The sequence below is a fragment of the Streptomyces sp. NPDC006174 genome (assembly GCF_040614075.1).
GTDB lineage: Bacteria > Actinomycetota > Actinomycetes > Streptomycetales > Streptomycetaceae > Streptomyces.
Genome location: NZ_JBEXTJ010000012.1, coordinates 139,717 through 163,727, shown reverse-complemented (window position 1 = coordinate 163,727; position 24,011 = coordinate 139,717). Strand labels below are relative to the sequence as shown.

20 protein-coding genes and 1 pseudogene are annotated in these 24,011 nt (G+C 70.9%); 11 read left to right on the top strand and 10 right to left on the bottom strand.

The genetic code is table 11. The annotated features are described in order from the left end of the window. Window positions 1–105 precede the first annotated feature (105 nt). Window positions 106–1,452: an OFA family MFS transporter gene (locus ABZ267_RS25950; protein ID WP_356750996.1), complete on the top strand. Its 1,347-nt coding sequence runs from the start codon at window positions 106–108 to the stop codon at window positions 1,450–1,452. Further along, window positions 1,421–1,564 (top strand): hypothetical protein, encoded by a 144-nt coding sequence (locus tag ABZ267_RS25945; RefSeq protein ID WP_356750998.1) that lies wholly within the window; start codon window positions 1,421–1,423, stop codon window positions 1,562–1,564. The genes ABZ267_RS25950 and ABZ267_RS25945 overlap by 32 nt, the downstream gene beginning before the upstream one ends. 47 nt (window positions 1,565–1,611) lie before the next feature. Here the strand turns inward: ABZ267_RS25945 and ABZ267_RS25940 are convergent, their stop codons facing one another. From ABZ267_RS25940 to ABZ267_RS25920, 5 genes are all read right to left on the bottom strand, one after another. Then, a complete protein-coding gene (locus ABZ267_RS25940; RefSeq protein WP_356751000.1) occupies window positions 1,612–3,573 on the bottom strand; it encodes an acyl-CoA dehydrogenase in 1,962 nt (653 codons plus the stop codon). Between the two features lie 40 nt (window positions 3,574–3,613). Beyond that, window positions 3,614–4,483 carry an alpha/beta hydrolase gene (locus ABZ267_RS25935; protein ID WP_356751002.1) on the bottom strand — a complete coding sequence of 290 codons (870 nt, stop codon included), beginning with the start codon at window positions 4,481–4,483 and terminating at the stop codon, window positions 3,614–3,616. A gap of 50 nt (window positions 4,484–4,533) precedes the next feature. Then, window positions 4,534–5,163: a class I SAM-dependent methyltransferase gene (locus ABZ267_RS25930; protein WP_356751004.1), complete on the bottom strand. Its 630-nt coding sequence runs from the start codon at window positions 5,161–5,163 to the stop codon at window positions 4,534–4,536. A gap of 1 nt (window position 5,164) precedes the next feature. Next, window positions 5,165–6,496: a pyroglutamyl peptidase gene (locus tag ABZ267_RS25925; RefSeq protein ID WP_356751006.1), complete on the bottom strand. Its 1,332-nt coding sequence runs from the start codon at window positions 6,494–6,496 to the stop codon at window positions 5,165–5,167. A 101-nt stretch (window positions 6,497–6,597) separates the two neighbouring features. Then, entirely contained in the window at window positions 6,598–7,008 is a 411-nt protein-coding gene (locus tag ABZ267_RS25920; RefSeq protein WP_356751007.1) for a Fur family transcriptional regulator, read from the bottom strand. Between the two features lie 391 nt (window positions 7,009–7,399). Between ABZ267_RS25920 and katG the strand changes: the two genes are divergently transcribed. Further along, window positions 7,400–9,655 (top strand): catalase/peroxidase HPI, encoded by a 2,256-nt coding sequence (gene katG, locus ABZ267_RS25915; RefSeq protein WP_356751009.1) that lies wholly within the window; start codon window positions 7,400–7,402, stop codon window positions 9,653–9,655. A 150-nt stretch (window positions 9,656–9,805) separates the two neighbouring features. Here the strand turns inward: katG and ABZ267_RS25910 are convergent. The 3 genes and pseudogenes from ABZ267_RS25910 to ABZ267_RS25900 form a co-directional block, all read right to left on the bottom strand. Next, window positions 9,806–10,672 (bottom strand): annotated as a pseudogene (locus tag ABZ267_RS25910) (hypothetical protein); the annotation flags it as partial. A gap of 48 nt (window positions 10,673–10,720) precedes the next feature. Next, on the bottom strand, window positions 10,721–11,125 hold the full coding sequence (locus tag ABZ267_RS25905) for an FKBP-type peptidyl-prolyl cis-trans isomerase (protein ID WP_356751011.1): 405 nt from the start codon (window positions 11,123–11,125) through the stop codon (window positions 10,721–10,723). A gap of 120 nt (window positions 11,126–11,245) precedes the next feature. Continuing rightward, window positions 11,246–11,668, bottom strand: a complete 423-nt coding sequence (locus ABZ267_RS25900) for a secondary thiamine-phosphate synthase enzyme YjbQ (protein ID WP_356751013.1) — start codon at window positions 11,666–11,668, stop codon at window positions 11,246–11,248. Between the two features lie 74 nt (window positions 11,669–11,742). Here ABZ267_RS25900 and ABZ267_RS25895 point away from each other — a divergent pair, with 74 nt between their 5' ends. From ABZ267_RS25895 to ABZ267_RS25870, 6 genes are all read left to right on the top strand, one after another. Then, window positions 11,743–11,844 (top strand): putative leader peptide, encoded by a 102-nt coding sequence (locus ABZ267_RS25895; RefSeq protein ID WP_356899727.1) that lies wholly within the window; start codon window positions 11,743–11,745, stop codon window positions 11,842–11,844. Between the two features lie 254 nt (window positions 11,845–12,098). Next, window positions 12,099–12,989, top strand: a complete 891-nt coding sequence (locus tag ABZ267_RS25890) for an ABC transporter permease (protein ID WP_356751015.1) — start codon at window positions 12,099–12,101, stop codon at window positions 12,987–12,989. Then, window positions 12,962–13,774: an ABC transporter ATP-binding protein gene (locus tag ABZ267_RS25885; protein WP_356751017.1), complete on the top strand. Its 813-nt coding sequence runs from the start codon at window positions 12,962–12,964 to the stop codon at window positions 13,772–13,774. Before ABZ267_RS25890 ends, ABZ267_RS25885 begins: the two co-directional genes overlap by 28 nt. Window positions 13,775–13,816: 42 nt before the next feature. Continuing rightward, window positions 13,817–14,848 (top strand): ABC transporter substrate-binding protein, encoded by a 1,032-nt coding sequence (locus tag ABZ267_RS25880; protein ID WP_356751019.1) that lies wholly within the window; start codon window positions 13,817–13,819, stop codon window positions 14,846–14,848. Next, a complete protein-coding gene (locus tag ABZ267_RS25875; RefSeq protein ID WP_356751020.1) occupies window positions 14,845–16,041 on the top strand; it encodes an LLM class flavin-dependent oxidoreductase in 1,197 nt (398 codons plus the stop codon). Before ABZ267_RS25880 ends, ABZ267_RS25875 begins: the two co-directional genes overlap by 4 nt. A gap of 68 nt (window positions 16,042–16,109) precedes the next feature. After that, the gene (locus ABZ267_RS25870) at window positions 16,110–17,207 is read left to right on the top strand and encodes an NAD(P)-binding domain-containing protein (RefSeq protein ID WP_356751022.1); all 1,098 of its coding nucleotides are present in this window, start codon (window positions 16,110–16,112) and stop codon (window positions 17,205–17,207) included. Window positions 17,208–17,220: 13 nt separating this feature from the next. On the opposite strand, the gene mltG is transcribed toward ABZ267_RS25870, so the two are convergent. Together mltG and ABZ267_RS25860 are read right to left on the bottom strand one after the other, a co-directional pair. Next, window positions 17,221–18,075, bottom strand: a complete 855-nt coding sequence (gene mltG / locus ABZ267_RS25865; protein ID WP_356751024.1) for an endolytic transglycosylase MltG — start codon at window positions 18,073–18,075, stop codon at window positions 17,221–17,223. After that, window positions 18,069–20,048, bottom strand: coding sequence for an ABC transporter ATP-binding protein (locus ABZ267_RS25860; RefSeq protein ID WP_356751026.1), 1,980 nt, complete (start codon window positions 20,046–20,048; stop codon window positions 18,069–18,071). The genes mltG and ABZ267_RS25860 overlap by 7 nt, the downstream gene beginning before the upstream one ends. A gap of 106 nt (window positions 20,049–20,154) precedes the next feature. On the opposite strand from ABZ267_RS25860, the gene ABZ267_RS25855 reads away from it, so the two are divergent. Together ABZ267_RS25855 and ABZ267_RS25850 are read left to right on the top strand one after the other, a co-directional pair. Continuing rightward, window positions 20,155–20,664 carry a MarR family transcriptional regulator gene (locus tag ABZ267_RS25855; RefSeq protein ID WP_356751028.1) on the top strand — a complete coding sequence of 170 codons (510 nt, stop codon included), beginning with the start codon at window positions 20,155–20,157 and terminating at the stop codon, window positions 20,662–20,664. Between the two features lie 158 nt (window positions 20,665–20,822). Then, on the top strand, window positions 20,823–23,771 hold the full coding sequence (locus ABZ267_RS25850; protein ID WP_356751030.1) for an FAD-binding and (Fe-S)-binding domain-containing protein: 2,949 nt from the start codon (window positions 20,823–20,825) through the stop codon (window positions 23,769–23,771). The last annotated feature ends 240 nt before the right edge of the window (window positions 23,772–24,011 follow it).

The window sequence follows — 24,011 nt, the reverse complement described above, 5'->3', positions numbered from 1 at the left end:
GCCGGTGCGAGGCGCGGGCGCCTCACCGTCACACAGAACGAACACAGTGAAAGAACGTTCAACAACCTTCTCAACCACTTTCCACCTCAGTACGGTTGGGGACCCATGAGTCCCCCCATCGCACCTGTGGGCTGGAGCCGCTGGCTGGTTCCGCCTGCCGCTCTCTCGATCCACCTCTCCATCGGCCAGGCCTACGCCTGGTCCGTGTTCAAACCCCCACTGGAAGACGCGCTCGGCCTGAGCGGCACACAGAGCGCGCTGCCCTTCCAGCTCGGCATCGTCATGCTCGGCCTCTCCGCCGCCTTCGGTGGCACGCTCGTCGAGCGCCGCGGGCCGCGCTGGGCCATGACGGTCGCTCTCGTCTGCTTCTCCTCCGGCTTCCTGCTCTCGGCGCTCGGCGCCGCGACCGGACAGTTCTGGCTGATCATCCTCGGCTACGGCTTCGTCGGCGGTATCGGTCTCGGCATCGGATACATCTCGCCGGTCTCGACGCTCATCAAGTGGTTCCCCGACCGGCCCGGCATGGCGACCGGTATCGCCATCATGGGCTTCGGCGGCGGTGCGCTGATCGCCTCACCCTGGTCGGCGCAGATGCTGGAGTCCTTCGGCAGCGACACCTCCGGCATCGCGCTGGCCTTCCTCGTGCACGGACTGAGTTACGCCGTCTTCATGCTGCTCGGCGTCCTGCTGGTCCGGGTTCCGCGCCCGCGCGCCGAGGAGAGTGCGGCCGGTCGCACCACCGCCCCGGTCGGCCCACGGGTGTCGGCGCGTCAGGCTCTGCGTACTCCGCAGTTCTGGCTGCTGTGGGTCGTGCTCTGCACGAACGTGACCGCCGGTATCGGGATCCTGGAGAAGGCCGCGCCGATGATCTCGGACTTCTTCGCGGACACCTCCGCTCCCGTATCGGCCACGGCCGCCGCCGGTTTCGTCGCTCTGCTCTCCGCGGCCAACATGGCCGGCCGCATCGGCTGGTCCTCCACCTCCGACCTCATCGGACGGAAGAACATCTACCGCGTCTATCTCGGCGCGGGCGTGCTCATGTACGCGCTCATCGCGCTGGTCGGAAGCTCCTCCAAGCCGCTGTTCGTCCTGTGCGCGCTGGTCATCCTCTCCTTCTACGGCGGCGGCTTCGCCACGATCCCGGCCTACTTGAAGGACCTGTTCGGCACCTATCAGGTCGGAGCGATCCACGGACGGCTGCTCACCGCCTGGTCCACCGCCGGCGTCCTGGGACCGCTCATCGTGAACTGGATCGCCGACCGGCAGGAGGAGGCCGGGAAGGGCGGCGCGGAGCTGTACAGCACGTCGCTGCTCATCATGATGGCCCTGCTCGCGGTCGGTTTCGTCGCCAACGAACTGGTCCGGCCGGTCGACCCGTCCCACCACCTCGACGCCGTACCGGCGCAGAAGGGAGCGTCCGATGTCCGGCAGCAGCAGTCCGAATCCGCCTGAGGTGAGGGACCGGCGGCCGCTGTTCGTCCTCACCTGGCTGTGGGTCGGTGCCCCGCTCGCCTACGGCCTGTACGAGCTGTTCCGCAAGGCCACTCAGCTGTTCACCGGCTGACCCCGAGACGCCCGCCCCCGGGCTGAGAGGCGGGCGTCGTGGCCGGATCAGCCCACCAGGTCCGGAGCGCGCAGCATCGGCGACGGGATGCCCCAGGCGTCGACGAACTCGCCGGCGAGGGGCCGGACCTTGCGGCAGAGGTCGTTGACCTCGCGGCTGATCGCCTTGGAACGCTGGGTGGTCAGCCGGCCGTGCTCCATGAACCAGGCCCGGTCCGCCTCGATGGTCGACAGGGCGAACAGGTCGCACAGCAGCCCGAGCGCGACCTTGTTGCCACCTTCGGGCAGCGTACGCATCTTCTCGATGAACGCCTCCAGCACCAGCCGCTCCATGTGCGCGTGGGCGACGGCGATGACGTGGTCCTGGACCTGTGAGAAGACGGCGCCGGGATCGCGCTTCTGGTCGATGCCGCGCTTGAGCCTGCGGGCCACTCCGGCGAGCATGTGCTCCTCGCGGTAGCGGAACATGGCGAGCTGGTACTCGGAGTCGAGCAGCCCGGCCTCCTGGTCCCACTCGTCGCCGCCCGGCAGCAGATCACGTACGCGTTCGAGCAGCTTGTGGGCCGAGGTCTTCTCGATGACCGTCTCGACGGCGAGGCCGGTGACGTACCGGACCATGCCGAGCTGGTCCAGGTCCTCGAACTCGCTCGCGTAGTCGGTGAGCAGGCCCTTGGCGACGAGCTGGAGCAGGACGTGGTTGTCGCCCTCGAACGTCGTGAAGATGTCGCTGTCGGCCTTGAGAGCGGCGAACCGGTTGACGGCGAGATAGCCGGCGCCGCCGCACGCCTCGCGGCACTCCTGGACCGTCCGGGTGGCGTGCCAGGTGCCGAGCGCCTTGGTCCCGGCGGCCCGTGCCTCCAGCCGGCGGCGGGCCTGCGGGTCGTCCTCCAGGCCGGAGAAGACGTCGTGCAGTTGCGTGCGCAGGACGTCCTGGGCGAAGTGCAGCGCGTACGTACGGGCGATGAGCGGAAGCAGTCGGCGCTGGTGGAGGCCGTAGTCCAGGAGCAGTTGCTCCTCGCCCTCCGGTCCTGCGGCGAACTGCCGGCGCCGCAGGGCGTACTTCGTGGCGACGGCGAGCGCGACCTTGGCGGTGTTGACCCCGGCGCCGCCGACGCTGACCCGGCCCTGGACCAGAGTGCCGAGCATGGTGAAGAAGCGGCGGTCGGGGTTGTCGATGGTGCTCTCGTAGACGCCTTCCGGAGTGACGTCGGCGAACCGGTTGAGCAGCGCCTCGCGAGGAACCCGCACGCCGTCGAACCGGAGGCGTCCGTTGTCCACGCCGTTGAGGCCCATCTTGCGGCCGTCGTCCTCGATGTCGACGCCGGGCGCCGCCTCGCCGCCGGTCCGGATCGGTACGACGAAGGCGTGCACGCCCTCGGACTCGCCGCCGACCTCCAGCTGCGCGAAGACGACGGCCAGCTCACCGTGGCGGGCCGCGTTGCCGATGTAGTCCTTGCGCGCCTGGTCACCCTCGGTGGTGATGACGAACTCCTGCGCGGCGGCGTCGTACCGCGCGAACGTGCCGAGCGCCTGCACGTTGGAGCCGTGCCCGGTCTCGGTCATCGCGAAGCAGCCCATCAGCTTCCCGGTGATCAGGTCGGGCAGATAGGCGTCGTGGTGGCGCTCGGTGCCCAGGTGCAGGATCGCGCCGCCGAAGAGCCCGAACTGCACGCCGACCTTCACCAGCACCGACAGATCACCGAAGGCGAGCGTCTCGAAGGCGGCGATCGAGGCCCCGACATCGCCGCCTCCGCCGTACTGCTTCGGGAAGCCCATGCCGGTCTGACCGGTCGCCGCCATCTCGACCACGAGCTCACGCACCCGCTCGCGGAACGCGTCGATGGAGAGCTCGTCGGCCTCCTCCAGGACGGAGGCGTACGTCACCAGGTTGGTGCGGACCAGATCCCGGATTCCGGCGTACTCGCCGTCCAGGACCTCGGTGAGGGCCCGGACGTCGAGCTCCGGCTGTACGTATCCGGCGGTGGCGGTAACTGTTTTGTCGGTGGTCATACCCTTTCGCTACCCCGACCGGGAGCGATCACGCGGTAGCTCACGCCGCGCCGTCGAGGACCTCACGCAGACGGCGGGCGAACTCGTCCGGCTTTCCGGGATAGCCGAATTCTCCGTCGAGGAAACCGCCGTGATGGCTCGGGAACACGGTCACCTGCTGCCCGAGCAGTCCGGCGGTCGCGTCGGAGGTACGCCCGGTCTGGACGGCCCGCGACTCCTCGCCCACGGCGATCACCACGCGCGTGGCGGCACGGCCGATCGCGTCGGCGTCCGGCCGGTGGTCGCTGATGGCCCAGGACCGGTCGGAGAGCAGCGGATCGTCGCGCGATCCGTCGTCCTCGGCCGGCATCCCGAACGCGGCCGGATCGGCCTCCGGCTGAGCGAAGTACGCCTCGGTGAACTCGCCCTCCCAGGAGGTCATGGCCACGAAGGCGGCCATTCCGGCTCCCCAGCCCCGCTTCTCGTACACGTCCCGGAGGGCCGCGCGGGCCCGTACGGCCTCGGGACCGTCCGGCGTGAGGGTGATCAGCGGCGGCTCGTGGGCGACCAGGACGCTCACATCTCCGGGGTGCCGGGCCACGAGCGCGAGCGCGGTGACCGCGCCGCCACTGCTGGCGAAGATCTCGACCGGGCCCGCACCGAGCTCCTGGATCAGAGCGTGCAGGTCGTCGGCCTGGGTCTCAGGAGTGTGGTCGGTCCGGCCGTCCTTGCGGGCGCTGCGGCCGAGTCCGCGCGGGTCGTAGGTGACCACCGTCCGCTCCGGAAAGCGGGACGCGAGCGCGACGAAGCCGGTGGCGTCCATGGGCTGACCGATCATGAGCAGCGGCGGCCGTCCGTCGGCGGTGGGCAGCGGCCCGCGTACGTCGTACACGAGGTCGGCGCCGGGTGTGCTGAGCGTGTGAGTCTTCATACCTGGGCAGACCGTCGCCGCCGCCGGAACTCATCGGTCCGGAGCGCAGTTCACCGCCCGTCCGGACGGGCGTGCACACTCACGGCGTAACCGCACTCCGGTACGTACGGTTCACCGCTCCACGTCGCGTGACGCTCCCGCAGGACCAGCCCGGCCCGCTCGCACCACGCGTCGAACTCCGCGAGGCCGAACGGCGCCTCGGGCAGCGGCAGGTGCGCCGCGTCCAGGCCCATGCCCGTGACCAGCAGACCGCCGGGCCGCAGCACGGCGGCCAGCTGTCCGATGACGGCCGCCTCGGTGCCCGCGGCCAGGAGCGGGATGACGTTGCCGGCGGCGAGCACCAGGTCGTAGTCCGGTTGCAAACCGAGCGCGTCCGTACGGGCGAGGTCGCCGAGGAGCCACTCCTGCTCGGGTGCGTCGCGGCGGGCGACGGCGAGCATCGAGGCGTCGATGTCCACGCCGGTGCAGCGGTGTCCCAGCTCGGCGAGGCGGACCGCGATCCGCCCGGTGCCGCAGCCGGCGTCGAGGACCCGGGCGCCGGGCTCGACGAGCGCGGCGCAGAACGTCGCCTCGCCGTGGATGTCGTGGCCGGATGCGGCGAGGTCCGCGAACCGCCGGGCGTACCGCTCTCCGGCCTGCCCGCCGGTCAGTTCCGCCCAGCGGTCCCGGTTTCCGGTCATGTCAGCCTGTCCTCCGCTCGGCCTCGGCCGCGGCTCCGCTCACCGCCGTCTTCACCAGGGCCCGTACCTGGCGCACGATATCCGAGCGGTTGCGCTCGAAGCCGGGGTCGGTGACCGCGCCGGTCGCCGGGTTCTCGTTGCCCGGACCGAACTGCAGGACCGGCGTGTGCAGATGGCCGCCCGGCAGCTTCGAAAGACCCAGCCGGTCGCGCAGGAGCGTGGCCCGGTAGGCGATCTCGTTGGAGAGGTAGTCGCCGCCGCCACCGGCCCGCGCGGCCGAGCCCTCGGTGGGCCCGTCCGGCCTGGTCACCGGCTGCGTGGCGCCCGCCGGGATCTCGGTGACCTCGGTGTTGTCGTACACCGGGAAGCGGCCGGTGTCGGCTTCGGTGAGCTGCCGGTACGGGAGGGTCGTGGAGGTCCACTGCGGCTGCGAGGCGGGGTCGGTGACGGGGACGGTGCCCGTACGGGACAGGTTCTCGTTGTCGGCGAAGCCACCGCGCCAGGCGCCGTTGGTGCGCTCCACGTCGAAGCGGCCCTGGCGGCCCTGGCTGATGGTGGTGAACGCGTCCAGGTACGGCAGATGCCGGGCGAGCGCCCGCTCGACGGCCCCTTCGGCGAAGTCCGTCCACCGCACCGGGAAGACGACGGCCTCGATCCGGGCCGGCCCGTCGGCGGTGTGCACGAGGGTGCCGTCCAGAGCGAGCACGCTCGCGCCGGAGGGGTTGCCGATGCGGATGTCCCGGTCCAGCGTGAACGGGTCGAAGCCGGTGACGAGGACGCGCTTCACCTGACGGCCGGGGTGGCGGACGTCGTCCTGGCCGCGTGTGTGACGGCCTGGATGGCGGACGTCGTCCTGGCCGCGCGAAGAGGTCTCCAGAGCGGTGTGCAGAGCCTTGCGCCGCTGGTCGCCGAGGTCGAACCGAGGCGTCCAGGAACGCAGTTCACGGCTGAGCGCGAGCCGGGCCCAGTACAACGGCCGGTCGTCGCCCCGGCTCAGGTCGCCCGAGGCGGGCCCGCGCCCCTGAGCGCGGTCCACGGCCCGCTGCCACAGCGCCGAGGCGTGCCGGGCCACCGTGCGCTCCGCCTGTACGTAACTGCGCGATCCTTCCAAGGCACGGGCGAAGCGCGGCGCGAGGACATCGAATCCGCTGCGCCGCAGGATCTCCTGCGGCACGGCCCGCTCCAGGCGCCGCTCCTCGACGGTGGGCTGCGCGCCGGCGCGGGCGGTGTCGGCGGAGGACGCGGTGGCGGGCAGGGCGGAGCCCGTGAGGACGAGCAGAAGCGTTACGCCGCCGATGCCGAGCCGGGTGGTGGCGGGGAGGTGGTACGTCATGTGGGCCCTTCCGACGGAAACGGTTGGCCCGCAGTATCGCGGCCCCGCGGGAGCCAGCGCCATGGGGCGGGGGCGCAGCCGGTGCGTCGTCGGAGGGACGTTCAGGTGCAGGCCGGACAGAGGCCGCGGTAGGTGATCTCCACCGCGCCGACGGTGAAGCCGAACCGCTCGGCCTCGGGCAGATCGCCGAGGGCGTCGCCGTCCGGGTGGACGTCGCGGACCGTGCCGCAGCCGGAGCAGACCAGGTGCTGGTGCGGGTTGCGCGCGTTCGGGTCGTAGCGCTTGGCGCGGCCGACGGTGGAGACCTCCAGCACCTCACCGAGCGCGACGAGCTCGCCCAGCGTGTTGTAGACGGTCGCCCGGGAGATCTCGGGCAGCCGTGCGGCGGCCCGTACATGCACCTCGTCCGCCGTGAGGTGGACGTGATCGCCGTCGAGAACCTCCGCGACGACACGCCGCTGCGAGGTCAGTCGCCAGCCACGGCCCCGCAGCCGCTGAAGGAGGTCGCTCATCTCGTCTCACCTGCTCCGGTTCGCGCAGGGACGCACGGTCCCAGGAAGGTCCCGCGACGCCATGCCTTGGGTCGGTATGTTTTTAGTGTGCTTCTTGACTTGGACGAAGTCCATTGTAGGATCGATACCGGCGACATCCAAGAGACAGGAAGACTCCGGCTACGGCAGCAGAGACACACGACAGGACACCGCCGCCTCCATCGCGCGGCGCCGCCCGTCGGCCGAGCACCGCCCTCGTCGCATCGGCCGGGCCCGTACGGCCCGGTGATCCGCGAGGCGTTCGCACGGCCCACGGCGAGGTCCTGGCTCACAGCGTGCCCCTTCTGCACGGCTCGAATCCTCCTCCCCCGTTCAGCGCCCCCACCACCCTCCGGGGCCGGAAGGATCACCCATGACCGAGAACAACGAGTCGCACGTCTTCGACCCCGTCGTCCCGGATTCGCCCGAGACGGCCATCCCGGAGGTGCCCGAGGCGCAGGCGAGCGGCTGCCCGGTGGCCCACGGCCGCGCTCCGCACCCGACCCAGGGCGGCGGGAGCCGCCAGTGGTGGCCGGACCGCCTCAACCTGAAGATCCTCGCCAAGAACCCGGTCGTGGCGAACCCGCTGAGCGAGGACTTCGACTACGCGGCCGCGTTCCAGGCGCTCGACCTGCCCGCGGTGAAGCGGGACATCGCCGAGGTGCTCACCACCTCGCAGGACTGGTGGCCGGCCGACTTCGGCAACTACGGACCGCTGATGGTCCGGATGGCCTGGCACAGCGCCGGCACGTACCGCATCAGCGACGGCCGCGGTGGCGCGGGCGCCGGTCAGCAGCGCTTCGCGCCGCTGAACAGCTGGCCGGACAACGGCAACCTGGACAAGGCCCGCCGCCTGCTGTGGCCGGTCAAGAAGAAGTACGGCCAGGCGCTGTCCTGGGCCGACCTGCTGATCCTCACCGGCAACGTCGCCCTGGAGACCATGGGCCTGAAGACCTTCGGCTTCGCCGGCGGCCGTGAGGACGTCTGGGAGTCGGAGGAGGACGTCTACTGGGGCCCGGAGACCACCTGGCTCGACGACGAGCGCTACACGGGCGACCGTGAGCTGGAGAGCCCGCTCGGCGCGGTCCAGATGGGCCTGATCTACGTCAACCCGGAAGGCCCCAACGGCAACCCGGACCCGATCGCCGCCGCCCGCGACATCCGCGAGACCTTCCGCCGGATGGCGATGAACGACGAGGAGACCGTCGCCCTCATCGCCGGTGGCCACACCTTCGGCAAGACGCACGGCGCCGGCCCGGCCGAGAGCGTCGGCGCGGACCCCGAGGGCGCCCCGCTGGAGGAGCAGGGCCTCGGCTGGCGCAGCTCTTACAAGTCGGGCAAGGGCGGGGACGCGATCACCAGCGGTCTGGAGGTGACCTGGACCAGCACGCCGACGCAGTGGGGCAACGAGTTCTTCCACAACCTCTTCGCCTACGAGTACGAGCTGACCGAGTCCCCGGCCGGTGCGAAGCAGTGGATCGCCAAGGACGCGCAGGCGACCATCCCGCACGCGCACGACGCGTCGAAGAAGCAGAAGCCGCAGATGCTCACCACCGACCTGTCGCTCCGCTTCGACCCGGCGTACGAGCAGATCTCGCGCCGCTTCCACGAGAACCCGGAGGAGTTCGCGGACGCCTTCGCCCGTGCCTGGTACAAGCTGACGCACCGCGACATGGGCCCGATCCAGCGCTACCTGGGCCCGGAGGTGCCGTCCGAGGTGCTGCTGTGGCAGGACCCGCTGCCCGCGCGCACCGAGGAGCCGCTGGACGCCGCGGAGATCTCCGCGATCAAGGAGCAGGTGCTCGCCACGGACCTCACGGTGGCGCAGCTGGTATCGGCCGCCTGGGCCTCGGCCGCGTCCTTCCGCGGCAGCGACAAGCGCGGCGGCGCCAACGGCGCCCGGGTCCGCCTGGAGCCGCAGCGCGGCTGGGAGGCGAACAACCCGGACGAGCTGGCCCAGGTCCTGCGCGCCCTGGAGAGCATCCAGGAGTCCTTCAACGCCAAGGGCGGCAAGAAGGTCTCGCTGGCCGACCTGATCATCCTCGCGGGCAACGCGGCGGTCGAGCAGGCGGCCAAGGACGCCGGCGTCGAGGTGGAGGTGCCGTTCACCGGTGGCCGCGTGGACGCCACGCAGGACCAGACGGACATCGAGTCCTTCGCGGCCCTGGAGCCCGCCTACGACGGCTTCCGCAACTACGTCGGCAAGGGCACCCGCCTCCCCGCCGAGTACCTGCTCCTCGACCGGGCCAACCTGCTGACGCTGAGCGCGCCGGAGACCACCGTCCTGGTCGGCGGTCTGCGCGTCCTGGGCGCCAACACCGGCGGCTCGAAGCACGGTGTCCTCACCGACCGCCCGGGCACGCTGACCAACGACTTCTTCGTGAACCTGCTCGACCTGGGCACCACCTGGAAGTCGACGTCATCGGCACAGGACGAGTTCGAGGCCCGCGACGCGAACGGCCAGGTCAAGTGGACCGGCACCCGCGCCGACCTGGTCTTCGGCTCCAACTCCGAGCTCCGCGCCCTCGCCGAGGTCTACGCGAGCGACGACGCCCGCCAGAAGTTCGTGACGGACTTCGTCGCGGCCTGGACCAAGGTCACGAACCTGGACCGCTTCGACCTGGTCTAGCCGGTCCGGAGCACGAAGGGGACCGCGGGGGCCGGTGCGTACGCGCACCGGCCCCCGCGGCACGTGGCCGGACCGTTCGACCCCGGCATCCGGTCAGGTCCGAGCTCCGACGGCGACTCGGCCCCGCCCGCCGAGCGCGTTCGAACAGGCCTACGCGGGCACCGCCGGAAACACGACCAGCGAGCCGTCCCGGTCACGGGCCATCTCGATCGCCACGTCATGGGCACGGCCCCCGACCGTGACGTCGTCGCCCAGCCGATGGATCCGGTGCGTGGCGCGCATCAGGCGATCGACTTCACCCGGTGTGAATACGGGCGGCCGCAGACCGCCGGGCCGGGCCAACTCCAGCACCGACAGGCGCATCAGGACGCCGGCGATGCCCGACTCCAGTTCGTCCAGGCGCTGCTGGTCGCGCTTGAGAGCACGGGTGAAGCTCTCGAACAGGTTGTCAGGGTTGCTCTGGGCGTGCTCGACGGCCTGGAGGACGTTGACCCGACGCTTCAACGCCGTGGCCAGGGCGGCGAGTTCGAGGTGCGTACGGAACCGGCCACCGTCCTCGTCGATGCCGGGGAACGACTTGGTCAGCGTGGCGATCTCGACGGCCTCGCCGGCGGGAAGCTTGTCCAGTGCGCTCTGCCACCGTGCGAGGCGGCGGTCGGCGGCGCCCAGCGCCGTGTTGATGGCGTGCACCGCCGAGTCCAGCCCGAGCGAGATGCCGAGCTTGCCCTGGTCGAGCAGGATGGCCGTGGCCTTGTCGATGGCATCACGGCAACCGTCGAGTGCGCTGTGCTCGTCATCGAGCTTCTCTTCGTGCAGTTGCTCCAGCAGCTCCGTTATGTGCTCGATGGCCTGCTGGCGCTTCTGGTCGGCACGCGCGCTCACCCCCACCGCCACGGCCATGAGCACGAGCGGCGCGGCCACGGTGAGCGCGGCACTGCCGCCAGCCGCAATACCGGCTGTCGCACCGGCCCCACCGACGGCACCGCCTGCAGCCGCTTTACCGACCGGCATGAACGTCGTGCCTGCGAATTCGCGCTCCGCAGCGCCGAGTTGAGACCAGGTCCGTCAGGCCGAACCTCGCTCCGGCGGGCCACCCACCACCGTGAGCAGGTCCACGACGAAGATCAGCGTCGAGCCCGCCGGGATCAGCGGAGAAGGTGACTGCTTGCCGTAGCCGAGCCGCGGGGGAACGATGATCTCACGCCGGCCGCCGACCTTCATGCCCCGCAGTCCCCGGTCCCAGCCCTTGATGACCCTGCCACCGCCCACGGCGAACTTGAACGGCCGGTCCTGCTCCCAGGAGGAGTCGAACTCCCTCCCGGACGCGAACGTCACTCCTACGTAGTGGACCTGGACGACCCTGCCCGGACGCGCCTCGGGCCCGTCCCCGACCACGAGGTCCCGGATCGTCAGGTCGGCGGGCGCCTCTCCCTCCGGAACCTCGATCACGGGTTTCGTCAGTTCGCTCATCACGGCCCCATCGCTCGCCACCGGCCTCCCTCGCACGGGCCGGCCGGACACATGGACCTTCCATGCGGCAGGTGATCACGCTACGCGGGAGTTCCCGTTCACCGTTCCAGCCGGCAGCCCTTACCCGAGGAAGCTCAACCGCACCTGCCGCTCCGGATTGTCCTTGTTCGTGTCCACCAGGCACACCGACTGCCAGGTCCCCAGCTCCAGCGCTCCGCCGATCACCGGCAACGTGGCGTGCGGTGGGACGAGGGCCGGGAGTACGTGGTCGCGGCCGTGGCCCGGGGTGCCGTGGCGGTGTTGCCAGCGGTCGTCGGCCGGGAGCAGGTGGTGGAGGGCGGCCAGGAGGTCGTCGTCGCTGCCCGCGCCCGTCTCCAGGATGGCGATGCCCGCCGTGGCGTGAGGTACGAAGATGTTGAGCAGGCCGTCGCGGCCGGACGCCGAGCGGGTGAGGAACTCCTCGCACTCCCGCGTCAGGTCCATGACGGTCTCCGCCGTGCCGGTGGTGAGGTTCAGGATGGTGGTGGTGAAGGAATCGGACATGCCTCCATCTTCTCTTCCGGAGGGCGAGATCACACGTCCAAGCTCCGAGACACCATTGACCGTGTCCTGACCGGATGACTACGTTCATCGCCATGTTCCGATCAGCTCTGCTCACCTCGCGCGGTCACATCGACCTGCTGCGGGTGGCATCCGCCGCGTGTCGCCGCGGCTGCTGACGTTCTCTCAGCGCTCTTCGCGCACTTTCTGACCGGGCCCGCCGCCCGCTCCGTCTCCTCTCCCGCACCTCTCGCCTCGCGCGCCGCCGTGGGCCGCCGCGTCCTGCCGGTCTCCTGACCGCTTCGGATCGCCGTGGTCCCGCCTGCCGGCTTTTCGAGCGGCCGGTCCGTACCGGCACAGCCGTCGCCGCGAGAGGGACGGGCGGGGCGACGCGCCCGATGCCCCCCGCCGTACGACCTCCCGTGGAGCCGCCATGACCGTCAGCCACGCACCGCCCGATCCATCCATGATCGCGGAAAAAGTCCAGGTATCCGGTACCGGCCGTACGTCACCCGATCTGGAGCCGATCGTCCCGGCATCCGTGCGCCGGGCGCGGCTGCGGTCCGTGCCGCGGTGGTTGCGGCGGACCGTGGGGCCGTTGCTGCTGCTCGCGTTGTGGCAGGTGTTCAGCGCCACGGGCGTCCTGCATCCGGACGTGCTCGCCTCGCCGGGGACCATCGGCCGCGCGGGAGCGGATCTGATCGCCGACGGGACGCTGCCGGCCGCCATGGGTGTGTCGCTCCAGCGGGTGGCCGTCGGGCTGGTGCTCGGCGGGGTCGTGGGAACGGCGCTCGCGCTGGTCTCGGGGCTCTCGCGGCTCGGCGAGGACCTCGTCGACGCGACCGTACAGATGCTGCGCACCGTCCCCTGGGTGGGGCTGATCCCGCTGTTCATCATCTGGCTCGGAATCGGCGAGGCGCCGAAGGTGGCGCTCATCGCGCTCGGGGTCGCCTTCCATCTGTACCTGAACGTGTATGCGGGGATTCGCGGTGTGGATGCCCAACTCATCGAGGCCGGTGAGTCGTTGGGTCTCAACCGGTGGGGTCTCGTACGTCATGTGGTGCTGCCGGGCGCGTTGCCCGGGGCCATGACCGGGCTGCGCTACTCGCTCGCCACCGCCTGGCTCGCGCTCGTCTTCGGTGAGTCCATCAACGCCGATGCCGGGATCGGGTTCCTGATGAACCAGGCCCGGGAGTTCTTCCGGACCGACGTGATCGTCGTCTGCCTCGTCGTGTACGCCTTCCTCGGCCTCACCGCCGATGTCATCGTCCGGACCCTCGAAAGGCTGCTGCTGCTATGGCGACCGACCTTCACCGGCCAGTGACCGTCCCGGCCCCCTCCCCCACCGGAGAGCCGGAAGCCGCCGTACGGGTCGAAGGGCTCATCCGGGCCTTCGACGGGCGCGCGGTCATCGATGACCTCGATCTCACGCTGAAAGCAGGGGAGTTCACGGCGCTGCTCGGGCGCAGCGGCTGCGGCAAGTCGACTCTGTTGCGCGTGCTGGCGGGACTCGACCGCGAGATGGCGGGGACCGTCCTGGTGCCTCGCCGCCGCGCCGTGGCCTTCCAGGCGCCGCGCCTGATGCCCTGGAAGCGGGTCTGGCGCAACGTCCTGCTCGGGTTGCCGGGCAAGCCCGAACGGGCCCTGGCCGAGAAGGCGTTGGCCGAGGTCGGGCTGACCGACCGGGCCGGCGCCTGGCCCAAGACGCTCTCCGGTGGCGAGGCCCAACGCGCTTCTCTGGCGCGTGCGTTGGTACGCGAGCCCGATCTGCTCCTGCTCGACGAGCCGTTCGGCGCGCTCGACGCACTGACCCGGATCAAGGCGCAGCAGCTGGTGGCCGAGCTCTGGCAGCGGCGCGGCTGCGCGGTCCTGCTCGTCACCCATGACGTGGACGAAGCCCTGCTGCTGGCCGACCGGGTGCTGGTGATGCGGGACGGCCAGATCGCGTACGACACGTCCGTCGGCCTGGACCGCCCGCGCGGTGTCGGCGCACCCGGCTTCGCCGATCTGCGTGCGCGGCTGCTGAGCGAGCTGGGCGTCGAGGACGGTGCCGCCGAGACCGGAGCGGACCAGCAGGAAGCGGCTGCCGTCGCGCACTCGGACGTATGACCCTTCATTTTCCTTTCCCGGCAACACACACGGAGAACCACCATGAAACGCCGCACCCTACCCGCCCTGCTCCTTCCTCTCACTCTGCTCCTCGCCGCCTGCGGTGGCGGCGCCTCGTCCACGGCGTCGGCGAGCGGCACCGACGGCAAGGGCAGCGTCACGCTCAACATCGGTGACCAGAAAGGTGGTTACGAGGCCATCCTGCGGGCTTCCGGAGAGCTCGACGACCTGGACTACCGCATCAAATGGTCCACCTTCACCTCCGGTCCACCGCTCCTGGAGGCCGTGAGCGCCGGTGCTGTGGACATCGGCGGAGTGGGCAACACACCGCCCGTCTTCGCGGCCGGGTCCGACTCGAACATCACGGTCGTGGGTGCCACTCACGGTTCGCCGGCCGGTGAGGCCATCGTCGTCCCGAAGGATTCACCGCTCAAGAAGCCCGAGGAGCTCAAGGGGAAGTCCGTCGCCGTGGCGCAGGGCAGTTCGGCCCACTTCCAACTGGTCGCCTCGCTCGAGAAGGCCGGCCTCTCCATCAAGGACGTGAAGCTCAACTACCTCCAGCCCGCCGATGCGTTGGCCGCGTTCAGCCGGGGCAAGGTGGATGCCTGGGCGATCTGGGATCCGTACACCTCGCAGATCCTGCGGGCCGGCAACGCCCGCGTGCTGACGACCGGCGAGGGTGTCGTCAGCGGCCTCGGTTTCCAGGTCGCTTCGCCTGCCTCGCTCAAGGATCCGAAGAAGTCGAAGGCCATCGGCGATCTGCTCGTCCGGCTGGAGCGGGCGCAGAGCTGGGTCTTCAAGCATCCGGAGGAGTGGGCGAAGGTCTGGGCGAAGGAGACCGGGCTGCCTTACGAGGTGGCGCTGGACGCGGTGAAGCGCAGTTACGGCACCCGGGTCCCGGTGGCCATCGACGACGCCGCCATCGCCTCCGAGCAGGAGATCGCCGACACCTTCGCCGAACTCAGGCTGATCCCAGGGCGGTTCGCCTTCAAGGACTACGTCGACACCCGCTTCAACCGTGACCTCCCGCCGTCCACCACCGCTCCGCGCTCGTACGGAAAGGCTTCCTCGTGAACGTCCATCTCCACTGGTTCCTGCCCACCGGCGGTGACGGCCGGACGCTCGTGGACCGGCACGCGTACACCGACGGCGGAATCAAGCGCGACCGGATCACCCCGGTGAGCGGCGTGCGCGCGCCGGACATCGAGTATCTGGCGCAGATCGCCAAGGCGGCCGAACAGCTGGGATTCGAGGCCGTGTTGACGCCGACCGGTACATGGTGCGAGGACGCCTGGCTGACCACGGTGGCACTCGCGCAGCACACCGAGCGGCTGAAGTTCCTGGTCGCCTTCCGGCCCGGAGTCATCTCGCCGGTGCTCGCCGCCCAGATGGCCGCCACCTATCAGCGGATCACCCGGGGCCGGCTGCTGCTCAATGTGGTGACCGGAGGCGATTCGACCGAACAGCGGCGGTTCGGCGACCACGTGGACCACGACCGGCGGTACGCGCGCACGGCGGAGTTCCTGTCCGTGGTGCGGGGTGCGTGGAGCGGGCAGCCGTACGACTTCGACGGCGAGCACTACCAGGTGGAGGGCGGGCTGACCGCGCTGCCGCCGGACCCGCTGCCGGAGATCTTCTTCGGCGGGTCGTCGGCGGCCGCCGGACCGGTGGCCGCCGCGCATGCCGATGTCTACCTGACCTGGGGTGAGCCGCCGGCTCAGGTGAAGGAGAAGATCGACTGGATCCGTGGGCTGGCCGAGGAGCAGGGGCGTACGGTCCGGTTCGGGATCCGGCTGCACAGCATTTCTCGTGACTCGTCGCGGGAGGCGTGGGCGACGGCCGACCGGCTGCTGGGCGATCTGGACGCGGACACGATCGCGGCGGCGCAGCAGGCGCTGGGCAATAGCGAGTCGGTCGGGCAGCAGCGGATGCTGGCTCTGCACGGCGGTTCGCGGGACAAGCTGGAGATCGCGCCGAACCTCTGGGCGGGCGTCGGCCTGGTGCGCGGCGGGGCCGGGACCGCGCTGGTGGGCAGCCACGCGGAGGTCGCCGACCGGATCGAGGAGTACCACGCGCTGGGCATGGAGCACTTCGTGCTCTCGGGCTATCCGCACCTGGAGGAGGCGTACTGGTTCGGTGAGGGCGTGACGCCCGAGCTGGCCCGGCGCGGGCTGCTGTCGACCGTACCGGCGTCCCCGCTGCTGGGGGTGCCCGGCGTGGAATCGCGGACGGCCGGAGCGCCGTTGCCGGTGGCGGGCGGGCGCTGAACCCCAGCGGGGCGCCCGGGAAGATCCCGGGCGCCCCACGAGTTAGTAGAAACGTGAACATTACTGGGGTGCGCGAGCTGGACGTGGTCGTGATCGGCGCCGGACAGGCGGGGCTCTCCGGCGCCCACCACCTGCGCCGCGTCGGGCTCGAACCCGACCGCGACTTCGTCGTCCTGGACCACGCGCCCCGGCCGGGCGGCGCGTGGCAGTTCCGCTGGCCCTCGCTGACGTACGGCAAGGTCCACGGGATGCACGCGCTGCCGGGCATGGAGCTGACCGGCGCCGACCCCGACCGGCCCTCCTCCGAAGTGATCGGCGCGTACTTCACGGCGTACGAGGACCGCTTCGACCTGCGGGTTCACCGGCCCGTCGAGGTGAGTGCCGTACGCGAGGGAAGTGGCGGGCGGCTGCTCGTGGAGACGTCCGAGGGGACGTACGCCGCTCGCGCGCTGATCAACGCGACCGGCACCTGGGACCGGCCGTTCTGGCCGCGCTACCCGGGACAGGAGACCTTCCGTGGGCGCCAGCTGCATACCGCGAACTACCCCGGACCCGAGGAGTTCGCCGGGCAGCGCGTCATCGTGGTCGGCGGCGGTGCCTCCGGTACGCAGCATCTGATGGAGATCGCCGAGTACGCGGCCGAGACGTTCTGGGTGACGCGGCGCGAACCGGTCTTCCGCGACGGGCCGTTCACCGAGGAGTGGGGACGGGCGGCCGTGGCGATGGTGGAGGAGCGGGTGCGGGCCGGGCTGCCGCCGCAGAGCGTGGTGAGCGTGACCGGGCTGCCGCTCACCGACGCTGTGCGGCGCGCCCGGGAGCAGGGAGTGCTGGACCGGCTGCCGGTGTTCGACCGGATCACGCCGACCGGCGTGGCCTGGGACGACGGCCGGAGCGTCGAGGCGGACGTCATCCTCTGGGCCACCGGCTTCCGGCCGGCCGTGGACCACTTGGCGCCGCTGAAGCTGCGCGAGCCGGGCGGCGGCATCCGGGCGGAGGACACGCGTGCCGTACGGGACGGCCGCGTCCACCTCGTCGGGTACGGTCCGTCCGCCAGCACCATCGGCGCCAACCGGGCGGGGCGCGCCGCTGTGCGGTCGGTGCTGCGGTTGCTGGAGAGGACCGGCGGCCGGTCGAGCGTGGAGGAGAAGGCCGGGGTGGCCGGCTGAGGGCCGGTGGCCGTCAGCCCGTGGCCTCGCGGCGGTTGCGGTTGAACTCCTCGACGTTCTTCTGCTGTTCGTCGTAGCTGTCGGTGAACCGCGTGTCCCCGGGCGCGACCGTGACGAAGTAGAGCCACGGGCCGGGCGTGGGGCCGATGGCGGCGCGCAGCGCCTCCTCCCCCGGGTTGCCGATGGGCGTCGGCGGCAGGCCCTTGTGTACGTAACTGTTGTACGGGCTGTCCAGCTGGGTGTCGGCGTTCGTCGTGTCCAGGGTGGACCGCTTGAGGGCGTAGTTGATGGTGGAGTCCATCTGCAGCGGCATGTCCTTGAGCAGCCGGTTGTAGACGACCCGGGCGACCTTGCCCATGTCGGAGGCGGTGTCGGCCTCGGCCTGGACGATGCTGGCGATGGTGGCCGTCTCGTAGACGGTGACGTTGTTGCGCTGCGCTCCGGCGGTGATGTGGTCCGCGCCGAACCGTTTGCGGGCGGTGTCGGCCATGTAGCGCAACAGGCCGGCGGGCTTGGTGGCGGAGTCGATCGGATAGGTGGCCGGGAAGAGGTACCCCTCGGGGTTGCCCTCGGCCTGGTCCGGCAGAGCCAGATCCACCGTCTCCACGGTCTTCTCGGTGGAGCCGGACGTGAGGCCGAGCGCCCGGTCGACGGCGCCATACACCTGCGAGGCGCGCCAGCCTTCCGGGATCACCAGCGTGCTCTGCGGGCGCTCCTTCTTCTTCTCCTCGTCCGAGCCGAGCAAGGAGAGCGGGATCAGCACGGCGGCCGATGCCACGAGCAGCGCGGCCACGGCCAGGACGATCTTTCCGCGGCGGGTCGGGCGGAGTCTGCGACGGGGACGGACGTCCGGGGACTCGTTCACCATGCGGGCACGTTAACCCGGTCCGCTCCCCCGGGCCGGTAGCCCGGCTGCGGCGTCGGCTGCGGCGACACGAACGCCGTACCGCAGGGCCAGGACAAGGGGATCGGCGGCGGCGCTGCGTGTGCGGAGCCGGGGCGCGGCACCACACGCGGCGCGCGACACGGGGCCGGGACCGGGGCCTGGTGGGAGTCGCGGCGGATCAGGGCGGCGTAGCGGCCGTCCCGGTCGAGCAGCTCCTCGTGCGTACCGCGCTCGGCTATCCGGCCGCCGTCGAGGACGACGATCTGGTCCGCGTCGCGGACGGTGGAAAGCCGGTGCGCGATGGTGAGGGTGGTGCGGCCCGCGGAGAGTGCGTCGATCGCTTCCTGCACGGCGTGTTCCGTACGGGTGTCGAGCGCGCTGGTCGCCTCGTCGAGGATCAGCACCGGCGGGTCGCGGAGGATCGTACGGGCGATGGCCAGGCGCTGCTTCTCGCCGCCCGAGAAGCGGTAGCCACGCTCACCGACGAGGGTGTCGTACCCGTCGGGCAGGGAGGCGATGTGGTCGTGGATCTGCGCGGCGCGGGCGGCGGTCTCGATCTCCTCGTCGGTGGCGTCCGGCTTGGCGAAGCGGAGGTTGTCGGCGACGGAGGCGTGGAAGAGGTAGGTCTCCTGGGAGACCACGCCGACCGCTCGGGCCAGCGTGCCGAAGTCCAGGTCACGGACGTCGACCCCGTCGAGCGTGACCCGGCCGCCGGTGACGTCGTAGAGCCGGGGCACGAGATAGCTGAGCGTGGACTTGCCGGAGCCGGTGGAGCCGACGACGGCGAGGCTGCTGCCGGCGGGGACGGTCACGTCGATGCCGCTGAGCGTGGGGCCGCTCGTGGTGTCGTAGCTGAAGTCGACGTTCTCGAAGGCGATCTCGCCGCGGATCTTCGCCGGACGGACGGGCTTCTCCGGTTCGGTGATGTCCACCGTGAGGTCCAGATACTCGAAGATCCGCTGGAAGAGGGCGAGCGAGGTCTGCATCTGCACGCCGGTGGAGAGCAGGCTCACGGCCGGGCGGAAGAGCCCCTGTTGCAGGGTGACGAAGGCGACGAGCGTGCCGATGGAGACGGCGGTCCCGCCGGGCTGGCTGGTGAGGCCTGCCACCCAGTAGATGACGGCCGGCATGGCGGCCATCACGATGCCGATGATGGACATCCGCCAGCGGCCCGCCATGCTGGAGCGCACCTCCAGGTCGACCAGGCGCTCGGACTCCTCGGCGAACCCCTGGGTGAGGGAGTCGGAGCGGCCCATCGTGCGGCCGAGGAGGATGCCGCTGACCGACAGGGACTCGGTCACCGTGGCGGCCATGGCGGCCATCTGCTTCTGGCGCTCGGTGGTGATCCGCTTCCGCTCCCGGCCGACGCGGCGGCTGATCGCGACGAACACCGGCAGCAGGAGCAGCGAGACGACGGTGAGGCGCCAGTCGAGCGCGAGCATGGCGACGACGGTGGCGATGACGGCGGTGAGGTTGGAGACGAGCGAGGTCGCGGTGGAGGTGACCGTCGCCTGCATACCGCCGATGTCGTTGGCGATGCGGGACTGGACCTCGCCCGTGCGGGTCCGGGTGAAGAAGGCGAGCGGCATCCGCTGGAGCTGGGTGTACACGGCGGTGCGCAGGTCGTGCATGACGCGCTGGCCGACGGTCGTCGAGATCAGGGTCTGCAGGACGCCGAAGACGCTGTTCATCACGGCGGTGAGGATCATGCCGAGGGCCAGCAGCGTCAGCAGGCCTGTGCGGCCCTGCGGGATCGCGGTGTCAAGGATCTCGCGCAGCAGGAACGGAGAGGCGACCGACACCAAGGAGGAGGCGCCGACCAGCAGGCCGACCACGGCGAGGCGGCCGCGGTAGGGATGGAAGAGGCGGAGGATGCGGCGCACCTCGCCGGGCGGCCGGTCGGAGGCGGCGCGGGCATCAGGTGGGGGCGTCCATGTGAGTTCGTCGGGTTTCATGGGCTCCTTCGTGGGACGTGCGGAACGGCCGGAGGTGTCCGACGTTCAGAGCTCAGCTCATTGTTACCTATACTCACAATGAACGGGGTCCTGATATTGTTCCCGTATGGACGCCTCAGATTCCCGCGACGCCGATGCCACGGATGCGGTGGCCGCCGACGAGCGGTCCCACGATCGTGACCGCGACTCCGACGGCATGCTCGCCGAGCAGCTGCTGCGGCTGACGCGCCGGCTCCACCGCATCCAGAGCCGCCAGCTGGAGCCGATCGGCATCACGCCGGCCCAGTTCCGGCTGCTGCGGACGGTCGCGAGCTACGACGCGGCCCCCCGGATGGCCGATCTCGCCCAGCGCCTGGACGTCGTCCCGCGCGCCGTGACGACGCTGGTCGACGCGCTGGAGGCGAGCGGCCGGGTCCGCCGCGCGCCGGATCCGGACAGCCGCCGGGTGGTGCGCATCGAGATCACCGACGAGGGACGCGCCACGCTGCGCTCCCTGCGCAACGCGCGCCGGGCGGCCGCAGAGGAGATCCTGGCTCCACTGACCACCGACCAGCGGGACGTGCTCGGCGGGCTGCTCTCGGCTCTGGTCGACGGCATGCCGGAGCGCCGCTGCTGAGACCGGGTGCCGGAGCTCGAGTGCCGGACCCCGGTGCTGGAGCCCGGGTGCTGGAGCCCGGACCTCGGAGGCGAGGCGCCAGATATCGGGACCGTCGCCGGGGTACGAGCCACCGGACCGTACGCCGGACCGCACCGACCGCCGAAGGGGACGCCGATATGCCGCTGCTGGAGCCCGACCCGGAAGCCCTCCGCCCCGGTACGGCACGCGAGCCCGCCATCGACCGGGTCACCGACCGGAGCGCGGCCGGTACACCGGAGCCCCTGCGCTCCGAGCTGACCGCGCTGCTCGGCGCGGACAAGGTGCTCTGGAAGGTCTCCGACCTCGTGCGGTACGCCTCCGACGCCAGCCCGTACCGCTTCCTCCCGCGGGTCGTGCTCGTCCCCGAGGACCTCGACGACATCTCCGCGATCCTGTCGTACGCCCACGGCAAAGGCCGCGAGGTGGTCTTCCGGGCCGCCGGAACCAGCCTCAACGGCCAGGCGCAGGGCGAGGACATCCTCGTCGACGTACGCCGCCACTGGACCGGTGTCGACGTGCTGGACGACGGTGCGCGGGCCCGTATCCGACCCGGCACCACCGTCCTGCGGGCCAACACCACGCTCGCCCGGTACGGCAGGCTGCTCGGCCCCGACCCGGCGAGCGCCGTCGCCTGCACGGTCGGCGGGGTCGTCGCCAACAACGCGTCGGGCATGACGGCCGGCACCACCCGCAACTCCTACCGGACGCTCGTCTCGCTCACCTTCGTCCTGCCGAGCGGCACCGTCGTCGACACCGCCGACCCCGCCGCCGACGAGGAGCTGGCCCACGCGGAGCCGCAGCTGTGCGCCGATCTGCTGGCGCTCAAGGCGGAGATCGAGGCGGACGAGGAGCTGACGGCCCGGATCCGCGCCAAGTACGCGATCAAGAACACCAACGGCTACCGCCTCGACGCCTTCCTCGACGGCGCGACGCCTGTCCAGATCCTGCGCGGGCTCATGGTGGGCTCCGAGGGCACGTTCGGCTTCATCGCGGAGACCGTCTTCGACACCTTGCCGCTGGACCGGAAGGTGACCAGCGCGCTGCTCTTCTTCCCGTCCCTCACCGCCGCCGCGGCCGCCGTGCCCCGGTTCAACGCGGCCGGCGCCATCGCGGTGGAGCTGATGGACGGCAACACCCTGCGCGCCTCGGTCAACGTGAAAGGTGTCCCGGCGGACTGGGCGGCGCTGCCTCGGGAGACAGCAGCGTTGCTGGTCGAGTTCCGCGCTCCGGACGAGACGGGTCAGGAGGCGTTCGAAGAGGCGGCGGCCGAGGTGATGCGCGGACTGGACCTGGTGGTTCCGGCCACCTCCGTCACCAACGCGTTCACCCGGGACGCCGGGACGATCGCCGGGTACTGGAAGGCGCGGAAGGCGTTCGTGACGGCGGTCGGCGGTTCCCGGCCCTCGGGTACGACGCTGATCACGGAGGACTTCGCGGTGCCGCCGGACCGGCTGGCCGACGCCTGCGAGGCGCTGCTGGAGCTCCAGTCGCGCCACGGCTTCGACGCGGCCGTCGCCGGTCACGCGGCCCACGGCAATCTGCACTTCCTGCTCGCCTTCGACGCGGCGCGGGCCACCGATGTGGAGCGGTACGACGCGTTCATGCAGGAGTTCTGCGCACTGGTCGTGGACCGGTTCGACGGCTCGCTCAAGGCGGAGCACGCCACCGGCCGCAACATCGCGCCGTTTCTGGAGCGCGAGTGGGGTGCGCGGGCGACGGAGTTGATGTGGCGGACGAAGCAGGTCATCGATCCTGAAGGCGTGCTCGCGCCGCGCATCGTGCTCGACCGGGATCCGCGGGCCCATCTGCGCGGACTGAAAACCATTCCGAAGGTGGAGGCGGTCGCCGACCCGTGCATCGAGTGCGGCTTCTGCGAACCCACCTGTCCCAGCGAGGATCTGACGACCACGCCGCGCCAGCGGATCGTGCTGCGCCGCGAGATGATGCGGCAGGCCGACGGCTCGCCGGTGGAGGCCGGACTGCTCGACGCCTACGGCTACGACGCGGTGGACACCTGCGCCGGTGACTCCACCTGCAAGCTCGCCTGTCCGGTCGGCATCGACACCGGCGCGATGATGAAGGGCTTCCGGCAGCGCAGGCACTCCGCGCGCGAGGAGCGGATCGCCGCGCTCACCGCGAGGAACTTCCGTGTGGTGGAGGCTTCGGCGCGGCTCGCCGTGGCGGCGGGTAACGCCATCGGCGAGCGCGGCGGTGACCGGCTGCTGGAGTCGGTGACCCGGCTCGCGCGCAAGGCCGTACGGCCCGATCTCGTACCGGAATGGCTGCCTCAGCTCCCCGGTGCCGCCGCTCGGCAGCTGCCCCGCACCGCGCGGGTCGGCGCGAGCGCGGTCTACTACCCGGCCTGCGTGAACCGCATCTTCGCGGGACCGGAGGCAGGACCGGTCGACACCTCGCTGGCCGAGGCCCTCGTGGCCCTCTCCGAGCGGGCCGGAAAGCCCGTCTGGATCCCCGACGACGTGGCCGGAACGTGCTGCGCCACGATCTGGCACTCCAAGGGCTACGACGCCGGCAACCGGATCATGGCCAACCGCATCGTCGAGGCGGCCTGGGGCTGGACCGCCGGCGGGACCCTGCCGCTCGTCGTGGACGCCTCCTCCTGCACGCTCGGCATCGCCGAAGAGGTCGTGCCTTACCTCACCGAGGACAACCAGGCGCTGCACCGCGAGCTGACCGTCGTGGACTCGCTCGTGTGGGCGGCCGATGAGCTGCTGCCGGAGCTGACGGTGTTCGAGAAGGTGGGCTCGGCCGCCGTCCATCCGACCTGCTCGATGGAACACCTCGGTGACGTCGGTCAGTTGCGCGAACTGGCCCAGGCATGCGCCGAGGAGGTCACCGTCCCCGACGACGCCGGATGCTGCGCGTTCGCCGGCGACCGAGGCATGCTGCACAAGGAGTTGACCGATTCCGCCACGGCGAAGGAGGCGGCAGAGGTCAACTCCCGTACGTACGACAGCTATCTCTCCGCCAACCGCATGTGTGAGATCGGCATGGAACGGGCCACCGGACGCCCGTACCGCTCGGCCTTGATCGAGCTGGAGCGCGCCACCCGTCCACCGGGTCGCTGAACGGACCGCGCGGCCCGGCCGAGCGCAGGTCAGATGCCCCAACTGGTTGAACCAGTTGGGGCATTGGCGTGCCCGGAAGAAAAGTCCATGGTTTGAGGACAAGAGTCCAATTGGCTCCCTTGCGCACCGTCAGCCTCACCCTCCAGGGTCCTTACCGAGGCCCGTCCCGAGGTCGCTCACGCCCCCCTCCGGGACCGGCCCCGCTCGCGCACGTCCAGAACCCCCACACCCCACCTGGAG